Genomic DNA, 1,091 nt, shown 5'->3' on the forward strand with positions numbered 1-1,091 from the left:
AGTAGTTGGTAGACGATCAGCAGGGCGTGGATTTCCTGATCGATGCCGTCGGGGGTGCGTGATCGCAGGACCCGGCCGCCGAGGATGGTGGACTTGAGTTCGAGGTAGGCGGTCTCGATCTCCCAGCGCTGGTGGTAGAGCTGGACAAGGGCGGCGGCGGGGTAGCGGTGGGCGTCGAGCAGGGTGGTGATCAGCCGGTAGTCGCTGGTGTGGGTGCCGTTGGTGGTGGTGATGCTGATCCGGGCCTCGATGACACGCACGCGTAGTTCGCCGATGGTCGATAGCCGAGACCCGTCGGGGCAGCGGCCGATGATCCGGAGCCTGCGGTTGGCTTTGCAGCGGATCAGCAGGTCGGCGCCGGTTGCAGCGAAGGTCTTCACCAGTTCCGCGGCGGCGTAGTTGCGGTCTGCCAGCAGCAGCATTCCGGTGTGCAGGCTGCGCGACAGGTGCCGGGCCTGGCTGTTCTCGCCGGTGGTGATCGGGTCGAATACGGCGTCGAGGACCGATCGGGTGCCGCAGGACAGCAGTGCGCTGAGTCGTAACGGCGGGTAGCCGGAGCCGCCGTGGTTACCGCGTAGCTTGACGTAGCGGTGCAGGTTGGCGGGTGAGTCCGCGGCGGTGAGCTGGGTGCCGTCGATGACGACCGGGAGCAGGCCCTTCCACCAGATCGCGTTCGCGCTGCTGGCGGCCGGGCCGCGGAGTAGATCGAACAAGGCCCGTAGCGGAGCGGCCCCGAGTCGTTGCCGGGCCTGACGCAGAGCGCTGCCGGAGGGCCTGGTGACCGGCAGGCCGTGCAGGCCGGCGACGAGTTTCGACCACACCTGCCGGTAGCCGAGATCAGTGAACAGGCAGCCGGCCAGCAGCAGATACACCACGACCCGGGCCGGGAGCTGCCGGATACGCTGCTCTGTGCGCCGGGTCGCAGTGAGGACCTCGTCGATCATCTCGAACGGGACGAGCCGGGTCAGCTCACCGAGGTGACCCGGCGCGAACGGCCCGGCAGCTACCGAGACGGTACGGGTTATGGCAATCTGATCAGTCAAGCGGAGTTCCTGGTTCTGGGTTGTCTTGGAGTGACAAACCTTGATACC

General features: G+C 66.9%; 1 protein-coding gene. It reads right to left on the minus strand.

The features are described from left to right. Window positions 1-1,043, minus strand: a 1,043-nt coding sequence (locus QSK32_RS45280; protein WP_285475559.1) for an IS4 family transposase, incomplete at its 3' end; no start/stop codon positions are given. Between the last annotated feature and the right edge of the window lie 48 nt (window positions 1,044-1,091).

The organism is Actinoplanes sp. NBRC 101535 (genome assembly GCF_030269225.1).
GTDB classification, from domain to species: Bacteria; Actinomycetota; Actinomycetes; order Mycobacteriales; family Micromonosporaceae; genus Actinoplanes; species Actinoplanes rectilineatus.